Source organism: Parapedobacter koreensis (genome assembly GCF_900109365.1).
GTDB lineage: Bacteria > Bacteroidota > Bacteroidia > Sphingobacteriales > Sphingobacteriaceae > Parapedobacter > Parapedobacter koreensis.
Genome location: NZ_FNZR01000013.1, coordinates 93,831 through 104,007 on the forward strand (window position 1 = coordinate 93,831; position 10,177 = coordinate 104,007).

At 44.2% G+C, this 10,177-nt stretch carries 5 protein-coding genes; all 5 read left to right on the top strand.

What is annotated here, in order from left to right:
- Genes BMW65_RS22555 through BMW65_RS22575 form a run of 5 tightly spaced genes read left to right on the top strand, consistent with a single transcriptional unit; the run spans position 1 to position 10,091 of the window.
- Positions 1-1,254, top strand: coding sequence for an exonuclease SbcCD subunit D (locus tag BMW65_RS22555; RefSeq protein WP_177181269.1), 1,254 nt, complete (start codon positions 1-3; stop codon positions 1,252-1,254).
- Positions 1,251-4,985: an AAA family ATPase gene (locus BMW65_RS22560; protein ID WP_090609132.1), complete on the top strand. Its 3,735-nt coding sequence runs from the start codon at positions 1,251-1,253 to the stop codon at positions 4,983-4,985. Before BMW65_RS22555 ends, BMW65_RS22560 begins: the two co-directional genes overlap by 4 nt.
- A 46-nt stretch (positions 4,986-5,031) precedes the next feature.
- Positions 5,032-7,260 carry an AAA family ATPase gene (locus BMW65_RS22565; RefSeq protein ID WP_090609134.1) on the top strand — a complete coding sequence of 743 codons (2,229 nt, stop codon included), beginning with the start codon at positions 5,032-5,034 and terminating at the stop codon, positions 7,258-7,260.
- Positions 7,261-7,291: 31 nt separating this feature from the next.
- Complete coding sequence (locus BMW65_RS22570; RefSeq protein ID WP_090609135.1) at positions 7,292-9,421, top strand: ATP-dependent nuclease; 2,130 nt, start codon at positions 7,292-7,294, stop codon at positions 9,419-9,421.
- Positions 9,422-9,425: 4 nt separating this feature from the next.
- Positions 9,426-10,091 carry a UvrD-helicase domain-containing protein gene (locus BMW65_RS22575; RefSeq protein WP_090609137.1) on the top strand — a complete coding sequence of 222 codons (666 nt, stop codon included), beginning with the start codon at positions 9,426-9,428 and terminating at the stop codon, positions 10,089-10,091.
- Positions 10,092-10,177 lie beyond the last annotated feature (86 nt).

Genomic DNA, 10,177 nt, shown 5'->3' on the forward strand with positions numbered 1-10,177 from the left:
ATGAACATCCTCCACACCGCCGACTGGCACTTGGGCCAGCTCTTCCACGAGTATGACCGCACCTATGAGCACCAGCAATTCCTTGATTGGCTGGTGCAGACGTTGCAGCGGGAAGCAGTGGATGTGTTGCTCATCAGTGGCGATGTGTTCGATCTGTCCAATCCGTCCGCGGCCACCATCCGGCAATTCTATACGTTTCTCAATAAGGCCAGTAAGGCCTGCCCGGATATCCAGATCGTCGTTACAGCTGGTAATCACGACTCCGCCTCGCGGCTGGAGGCACCGAAGCCGCTGCTCGAATCGTCCAATATTCACATCATCGGCACGGTGGCGAAAGATGATCAGGGCAATATCGATGCCGACAAGCTCATTATCCCACTCTCCAAAGATGGCGATATCAAAGCCTGGTGCCTGGCCGTCCCGTTCCTGCGCATGGGCGACTATCCCGCCATTGCTGATTGCGACAATCCCTATGCGGAAGGTGTAACTGCGCTATACCGCGATCTGTACGAAGCCGCTAAAAGCAACCAGCAACCCGGTCAGGCTATCATTGCCATGGGCCATCTCCATGCCCGGGGTGCCGAGACGTCCGATATGGACAAGGCCGAGCGGCTCATCATGGGTGGAGTTGAATGCATTTCCGCAGCCGCATTTCCTGAAGACATCGCCTATGTGGCCCTGGGCCACATCCACAAGGCACAGCGGCTCGGCGGAAAGGAGCATATCCGGTATTGCGGCAGTCCGCTGCCGATGTCATTTTCGGAAATCAACTACAAGCATCAGGTCATCCTGTTTACTATTGAAGACGGACAGGTAACGCCGCCCCGAGGCATCGAGGTACCGGTCACCGTGCCATTGCTCAAAGTACCAAGCATACACAGCCGTGTGGAGGAAGTATTGCTTGCCTTGCAACAGCTGCACTCCGGAATCGGCAAAGATCGCTCTAAAGCACCCTACATACAGGTATGTGTATTAGCCGAAGGTCCCGAACCGGGCCTCCGCCATAAGGTCGAGCAGGCCCTTGCTGACAAGCATGTCCGTTTCGCGCGCATCGATACCCGATATCCGGCACAGAAAGATCCTACTGAGCGGGATCAAGCTGTTTCTTCCGACCAACTCCAAGCGTTGAAGCCGGTGGACGTATTCAAGCAAGTATACCAGTCGCGCTATAGCGATGAAGTGCCCAAGGCGTTGATGGCGCTGTTCAACGAGGTCGCCCAGCAGGTCTACGAAAAAGAAGGAGGCGATGCATGAAGATACTGGCCATCTGCATTAAAAACTTAGCCTCGCTGGAAGGCACCACGGAGATCGACTTCACGCAGGAACCGTTATGTTCCGCTGGTATCTTCACCATCACGGGGCCTACCGGTGCGGGCAAATCCACCATTCTCGATGCACTGTGCTTGGCGCTCTACGCCAAAACCCCGCGTTATGTACAAGCGCGCGAAACCGGCATCGAAATCACCGACGTACAGGGCAGCACCATCAACCAAAGCGATGTACGCGCCATCCTGCGTGATGGTACGGCCGAGGGCTATGCAGAGGTTGATTTCGTTGGCATCGACGGCCAGCACTACCGTGCCAATTGGAGCGTACGCCGGGCGCGGAATAAGATAGAAGGCAGCCTCCAGCAGGCCAGTACCACCTTACGAAACCTCACCACCGGTAGCGACATCGGTGGCAAAAAAACCGAGCTGCTGCCCGAGATCGCCCGACTGGTCGGCCTCAACTACGAGCAGTTCATCCGTTCGGTACTGCTGGCACAGGGCGATTTTACCGCATTCCTTAAGGCCGATAAAGACCAGAAAGCGTCGCTGCTCGAAAAGCTTACCGGCACGCACATCTATTCCGAGCTATCCAAGAAGGTCTTCGAGCGTTACCGCGAAGAAGAGCAGCAGCTCAAATTGATCCAACAGCGACAGGAAGGCATTGCTATCCTCACCACTGAAGAACTGGCTGATCTCAAAGCGCGGGAAGACGCATTGGCAGCCACGCTTGATCAGCTCCAAGCACAAATCGATGCAACCGTCAAAGAAATCAAATGGCATGAAGATTTAAGCAATCACCAAGCACAGGTATATGAAGCCCAGCAAGTCCTACAGGCGCACTTTGCTGAAAAAACACAGTCCACCGAACGTGAAATGTACCTAAGGCAGGTGGAACAGGTACAACCCACCCGTACATGGATGGATGCGCTGGCAGAAGCATCCGGCCTTCTCCATCAACGGCGAGCAGGGCTCGAAGAAGTCAGCAGCCAGCAGCAGCTCTTGGCGCAACAGGTAAACGATATCGCAGCTGCAGTAGCCGCAGCCACCCAACACCTCGAAGCACAAGTCAGCGCTCAGGAATCGGCAAAGCCCCAATTGGCCGAAGCCAACAAGTTGGACATCCGGCTACAAGCCCAACAAGCCGACCTCGCCGCCGCACAGCGACAATTGCAAGCCCGGCAAGCAAAATGGAGGGAGAGCAAGCAACGGCTGGCAGACAAACAGAAAGAAGCCGACACTCTGGAGCAACGGATCGAGACCCATCGCCAATGGATAGAAAAGCGTACCAGCCGCCATCCTGTAGCCGAGCACCACACGCTCATCGTCACTAAGCTAGCAGAGGCCCGCAAACAATTGGAAGCCATCGACCGGGCGGCTAACGATATCGTCCAATACGAGACACAAATCCAAACCAAAACCACTGAACAAACAGAGGTCATCCAACGTTCAGGAAGCCTCGCTAAGCAGGTCAGTGACACCCAGGCAGAAATTGCCACACTACGCAAAGACATGGCTGCCCTACCCGTCGGCCAACTCCGCGAAGAAAACAAGGCCGTGACTGCACAGTTAGAAGCGTTACTTATGGCCACGGCCCATTGGCGGCAACTTTACCGGGCGCAACAAGATGCCCAGCAGCTACGGCAAAAGATTGAAGACAATCAGCTTGGACTGAAGGAAAAAGAAATCCAACTCCAAGATACAGCCACCGCCTTACAAGCCATCACGGAGCAGCGTAAAGCATCAACTGCTATGCTCGAGAAAGCCATGATTGCTGCTTCGGCCGATGTCGAAACCCTGCGCAGCCAATTAACGGATGGCCAGCCATGCCCCGTGTGCGGCAGCGAATCCCATCCCTACGCCCACGAAAATCCCCAGCTCAACCACGTACTGGATGAATTGCGGAAGGCGCACGATGCCATCGAACATACCTACGGCGAGCACGTTGCCAGTCACAGCCAGTTGTCGCAAACCGTATTCCTGCTGCGACAAGCCATCGAACAGCTCGATAATGAACTGGCCGCAAAACAACGTGAACTAAACGAGCATACGAGTCAATGGGAGCAGTATCCCATCAGTCAGGCTTGCGCGGATATTGAGGCGGCACACAAAGACACCTGGTTGGCCAATCATGCGCAAAAGCTATCCGTGACCCAAGAAAAGGTTGGCAAGCAATTAGAGCAACACCAACATGCGCAGGATACATTGGATCAGCTCCAGCAGACATTGCAGCGTTTGCAGGCCGAGCACACCGCATCGGCCGATGCTGCAAAAGACTTAGGTCACCACATGCAGACGCTGGCAGAGCGCCTCACAAGAGCCGGGGAAGAACACGCATCCGGCAATGCCAATTTGGAAACTATATTGGTCGCCATACAGCAACATTTTCCAGACGACCAGTGGATTGCCAATTGGAAGAGCCAGCCCGAAGCCTTTCTGCAAAGCGTCAACGACTTTGCTGCCGAATGGAAGCAAACCACCGAAGCGTTGGAAGCTGATCGCAATAGCCTCAAGGTATTACAAGCTACCATCATAGGCATCCAAAAGGAAGAACAAGACCTCGCCTCAGAGGTTGCCCTTGCCGAGCGCGATTACGCCGATAGGGAGGCAGCCCTCGAAACCTTGAAAGCAAGCCGCCTGTCCCTGTTCAATGGCGAAGCCGTCGAAGCCATTGAAGCCCGGTTGAAGCAGCAAGTTGCCGAAGCACAGGAGCAGCTAAATGCCAAGAAGCGATCGCAAGAGCGCCTGCAAACCGAAAAGGCCAAATTAGACGCAACGGCCAAGGAAACGGAGCACGAAATCATCAGGCTGGAAAAGCGTACGACGGAGCTATTCGGCAAAATCGAACAGTGGCTCAGCGATTACAACGCCAAACAGCAAAATGCCTTGGATCGATCAACGCTGCAAAAACTGCTTACCCATCCCACAGAATGGATATCCGAAGAGCGGGAGGCCCTATTGGCCATCGAACGCGCTGTTACCCAAGCCACGTCGGTATTGGGTGAGCGCAAGCGGCAACTAACCCAACACGAGCAGCAACGACCGTATGATGAACCCTTGGATATGCTGAAACAAGGATTACAACAGCGGCAAACCGACAGGTTCGAATCCCTTCGGGAACACAACGAAATCGGCTTCCGGTTGAGGCAAGATGAGGACAATAAGAAGCAATTGGGCGACCTGATCGCCACCATACAAGCCAAGCAACTCGTGGTGGATAATTGGTCCAAACTCAACGATATTATCGGTTCCGCCGATGGCAAGAAATTCCGGCAGGTGGCGCAGGAGTACACGCTGGATGTACTGCTCAGTTATGCCAACGTGCATTTGGAAGTGCTGTCCAAGCGCTACCGCCTGCAACGGATACCGAATACACTCGGTCTGCAGGTGCTGGATCAGGACATGGGCGACGAAGTTCGTACCGTTTATTCCCTTTCCGGCGGAGAATCGTTCCTCGTATCGCTTGCCTTGGCGTTGGGGCTAGCATCCTTGTCGTCCAGCCGGATGAATGTCGAGTCCTTGTTTATCGACGAGGGCTTTGGTTCGCTGGACCCGAATACGCTTAACATCGCGATGGACGCGCTGGAGCGGTTGCATAACCAAGGGCGCAAGGTGGGGGTGATTTCCCATGTGCAGGAAATGACCGAGCGAATACCGGTACAGATTAAAGTGAATAAGCAACGAAGCGGGAGGAGTGGGGTAGAGGTTATTGGACTATAAGGGCCGAACAGAGGATAAATATTACTCATACTAAAACTGATACGATATGCTTGAATCAATAACGGTTAAGAGTATTGCAACCTATGATGCGAAGGGTGTTCAAATAGATAATTTGAGAAAAATCAATTTTATCTACGGAACTAATGGTTGCGGGAAAACTACCCTTTCAAAGCTGATTTATAATCCTACTGATGCAGCTTATTCCGATTGCTGCTTGCGATGGAAAGGTAACTTGCCTGTTAATGTGCTTGTGTATAACAAAGACTTTCGTGAAAGAAATTTTGGCAAGGGAAAGATGGATGGTGTCTTCACCTTGGGACAGGCGACTAAGGAGGATATTGAAGCTATTGAGAAAATGCAATCGAAATTAGCTGAAATTAGGGATAAGGGGATAGAGAAGAAAGAAACACTTGAAAAACAGCAGAAAAAAAAATCCCAAGAAGACAATGAGTTTAAGGAGGCTATCTGGCTTGATATATACAAGGAAAACGAAGACGAGTTTAAAGAAGCCTTTAGAGGCTTCATGAAAAAAGATTCTTTTAGGGATAAAATACTGGATGAGTTCAAGAGCAACAAAGAAACTCTATTGACAATTGAAGAACTGAAAGAAAAATCACAAACAATTTTTGGTAAAACGCCTACTATATTGCCATTTCTTTCCACAATAGAGTTTAAAAGATTATTAGAAATAGAATCGGATAAGATTTGGAATAAAAAGATCATTGGGAAAGCAGATGTACCAATTGCAGGATTAATTCAAAAGCTGAATCTGAACGATTGGGTTAACGAAGGAAGAAGTTATATAACTGAAGATGAAACCTGTCCGTTCTGTCAGCAGAAAACGATTTCGGAAAGTTTTAAAAAGCAACTTGAAGATTTTTTTGACGAATCTTTTCTTCAGGATATAACCCAAGTCAAGTTTTTGTCTGAGGAGTATAATCGAGATTGTCGCAATCTGCAGAATATTTTGGAGCAAATAGAATTACAGCAGAAAGGCAATCCTGAGTCTAAGCTTAATATCGAGCAATTCTCTGCTTTTTTAAAAACACTGGTAAGTCAATTTATAACTAACAAGGAGCTCTTGAGTAATAAAGCGAAAGAACCAAGTAGAAGTACAGAGTTGATTTCAACGAAAGTGCAATTAGAAAATATTGAAAATCTGATTGTTGAATGCAATGACGAGATAAAAACACATAATGATATTGTCAATGATTACACAAACCAAAGAAACAATCTGATTAGAGCCATTTGGAAATACCTGATTGAAGGGCATCGGGGAATCATTGAAGCATTTATAAAAAAGCAAGATGGCTTGGAGAAAGGAATACAAGCATTGCAACTACAGCATAAGGATTTACAAGACAAATATGTAGAACTAAATAAAAAAATAAAAGAAGCCAATAAAAATGTCACCAGCGTTCAACCTTCTGTTGATGAAATTAATCGTATACTCAAATCATACGGATTTTTGAACTTCGAGATAGTTCCTTCCAAGAAGGAATCTAATCAGTATCAAATACAAAGGGAGGACGGTTCAATTGCAGAATCAACATTAAGTGAAGGTGAGGCGACTTTTATTACTTTTTTATATTATCTGCAATTGGCAAAAGGAAGCACCAAAGAGGAATCTATTTCAGAAGAGCGTATCCTAGTCATTGACGATCCGATTTCAAGCCTGGATAGCAATGTGCTCTTTGTCGTAAGCTCACTTATAAAAGAAATCATCAAATCAGTAAAGCAAAACACAGGTAATATTAAACAACTCATCCTATTGACCCACAACGTGTATTTTCATAAAGAGGTTTCTTTTGTTGATGGAAGAACACTCAAAAACGGAAATACGCATTATTGGATTATTCGAAAGAATAATAGTGTATCGTCAATTCAAGCCTTCAAAATGGAAAACCCAATTCAAAGTTCATATGAATTATTATGGAAAGAACTTAGCAATTCCTCTAAAAACTCTGGAATCACCGTCCAGAATACCATGCGAAGAATTATTGAAAACTATTTTAAAATACTGGGTAAATATGCCGATGATGACCTAATAACAAGTTTTGATAATCCTCAGGAGCAGGAAATATGTCGGTCATTGGTGTGTTGGATAAACGATGGATCCCATGGATTACCTGACGATCTTTACGTGGAACAACAGGATGCCATCATCGACCGTTACTTTGAGGTATTCAAACAAATATTCATAAAAATGAACCATGAGGAACATTATAAGATGATGTATAGAATTCCAGAGGATGAAAAAATTGCTGTTGCATAATATAAGTATTCTATTGATAAAAATAAAGTAAATGTATATATCCAAGCTATCAATCCGTAATTTTCGAAATTTCAGAAATATTAGTTTAGATTTTCAAAAAGGCGTCAACACTATAATTGGTGAAAATGGCTCGGGCAAGACAAATATTCTTTATGCCTTAAGATTGTTAATTGATGAAAATCTTCCAAGAAATATCCGGTTCTATGAGTCTGATTTTAATCGTTCTTTGAACCAATGGAAAGGACATTGGATAATCATTCAGATTGAGTTCTCGGAATTAGATGTAAGTGAGGAGGCCCAAGCAATTGCTATGCACAAAGCTGGAACTATGGATGAATATGATTCTACTAAAGGAACCTACTCTCTAATATTCCGGCCAAGAGAAAATAAGAGAAGAGAACTGTATGAATGTTCACAGGATTTGGCGGCGTCAGAGGTTGAGCTACAAGCCATACTTGATTCAATTACTTTGAACGATTATGAACTTACTTATCGAGGACGAGGCAACACTGATTTTTCTATCGAAGAGAATTACCGCAAATATGTTGGGGATTTTGACAAGATAGCGTTTCCTGATCCGGACGAATTGGAAGACATATATGGTATTCGTTTGTATGGCTTCTCAATTCCCAATGAGCTCTCCTGTACATTTATAAAAGCATTAAGAGATGTAGAAGCAGACCTTCGTTCCTATAAAGACAATCCATTATTAAGTTTATTAAGAGGTAAAGAAAAAAGTATTGATGTTGTCAAAAAAGACAGTATAACAAAGAAAGTAATAGAACTGAATGAGGAGATAAGTGAATTAGAGGAAGTGAGAGATATTTCAGGCGGTATTGCTAATAGCATTAAACAAGCGGTTGGTGAGACATATGCACCTAATATCGAAATCAAATCGGAAGTGCCATCAGAAATAGAACGTCTATTACAATCCTTGAAATTGTGGGTTGGAGATTCAGATGAGCCTGATTATAAAGGGCGAGTTGGAGAATTAAGTTTAGGAGGAGCAAATCTCATTTATTTATCCATGAAATTATTGGAATACGAAAAAGTAAAAGCACTAAATAAGATTGCTAATTTTTTACTGATAGAAGAACCGGAAGCACATATACACACACATATTCAAAAGACACTTTTTGATAAACTTCACAGTCATAATACACAAGTAATCATTACTACACATTCAACACATATTTCATCAGTAAGTAAAATCAGTTCTGTAAACATACTAAGTCGCTCTAATAAAGAGGCGTTAGTATTTAATCCTTCTAACGGATTAGAACCGTCACGAATTACAGCACTTGAAAGGTACTTAGATGCTGTAAGGACTAATCTGTTATTTGCTAAAGGCGTGGCATTGGTAGAAGGAGATGCCGAACAAATATTGATACCTGTACTCTTTAAAAAGGTGTTTGGTATTTCTCTTGATGAAATCGGAGTAAGCTTGATTAATATAGGTAGTACAGGATTTCAAAATATTGCTACTTTATTTCATAACGACCGAGTAAGAAAAAACTGTGCAATTATTACCGACCTTGACACATCAATTCTTGAACTTCCAAAAGATGAAGTGAGCGATAATGTAGAAGAGCGAGCTTACAGAAATTCTCAAAAATCAGGTGCTTTAAGAAAGAATTTATTGGATAATTTTTGTAAAGACAATAACTGGGTTAGTCCATTTTATGGAAAATATACATTTGAGGTTGAGTTTGTTAAAGCAGGAAATTCATTTGAAGTTACGCAATTAGTAAACAAACAATATAACCGAGAAGCAGATAAAAACAGAATCAATGGCTTATTGGAAAACAATGAGGTAAATGTATACGGTAAAGAAGTTCTAAGATTGGCAAATTCTTTCGGAAAGGGTTGGTTTGCATTAATGTTAGAAGAGCATATTGACCACTTAACCTATATCCCTCCTTATATTCTTGAAGCTATAGCGTTTGCAAGTCCTCATGTTACCAATCAAACGTTGTACAGTATTGCCAAATATAGATTAAAATCACTTATAAAGAACAAATTTGAATCAGATAAAAATGATTATTCAGACTTATCTCAACAATTTGAAGCCAATGAAAATAGTGAGAAGGCAATAGATTTTTGTATCAAGAAGCTTCCTGAAGATCAATTAAGCAAGTTTATCAAACTCCAAAAATTATGAAGGTATGTTAGAAGGCTTAAATGATCAACAAAGAGATGCAGTACTTGCTTCTGGTAATATTTTATTAACTGCTTGTCCTGGCAGTGGTAAAACCAGAGTTTTAGCACATAAAGTTGCATACGAATTAGACAAAATCAAAGGGAGCAAAAAGACTATTGTTGCACTAACATTTACGAATAGAGCTGCTGAAGAAATAAAAAAGAGGCTCATAAAAATGGATTTTAATCCCGATAAATTATGGGCTGGAACGATTCACTCTTTCTGTCTGGAATGGATACTTCGACCATACGCAGGTTATATAGCTGAAATTAAAAACGGATTTGTAATTGCTGATGAATATAAATCCGAAGAACTACTTTCTACATTAAAAGAAGATTATGGTTTTGAATGGTGGGAAAGAATTACCACAAGAAGAAATACTGATGGCTCATTCGCAGAGCCCAATCTAAAATTTCATGATCTCTTGGAAGAATATCATGAAAGCCTAACGAGCGAGAAATTAATTGATTTTGATCTGATGCTCTATTATGCCTATAAGGTTTTGGATGAATATCCTAAAATTGGCAAGACATTAAATAACCTGTTCCATTTAATCGCGGTAGATGAGTATCAGGATACTCAGGAATTGCAGTACGCCATTTTATCAAAGATAATTAATGTTAATCGTTAGTTTGTACTCAGAAGAATAAAGACAAGCAATGAGAATAAGCCGTGAGTTATACCTTTGGCTAAAAAGCTCCATCTGCTGCCCTAACT

Coding starts and splice junctions, on each gene's coding strand:
- BMW65_RS22575 (WP_090609137.1), top strand. CDS start 9,426: ATGTTAGAAGGCTTAAATGATCAACAAAGAGATGCAGTACTTGCTTCT.
- BMW65_RS22570 (WP_090609135.1), top strand. CDS start 7,292: ATGTATATATCCAAGCTATCAATCCGTAATTTTCGAAATTTCAGAAAT.
- BMW65_RS22565 (WP_090609134.1), top strand. CDS start 5,032: ATGCTTGAATCAATAACGGTTAAGAGTATTGCAACCTATGATGCGAAG.
- BMW65_RS22560 (WP_090609132.1), top strand. CDS start 1,251: ATGAAGATACTGGCCATCTGCATTAAAAACTTAGCCTCGCTGGAAGGC.
- BMW65_RS22555 (WP_177181269.1), top strand. CDS start 1: ATGAACATCCTCCACACCGCCGACTGGCACTTGGGCCAGCTCTTCCAC.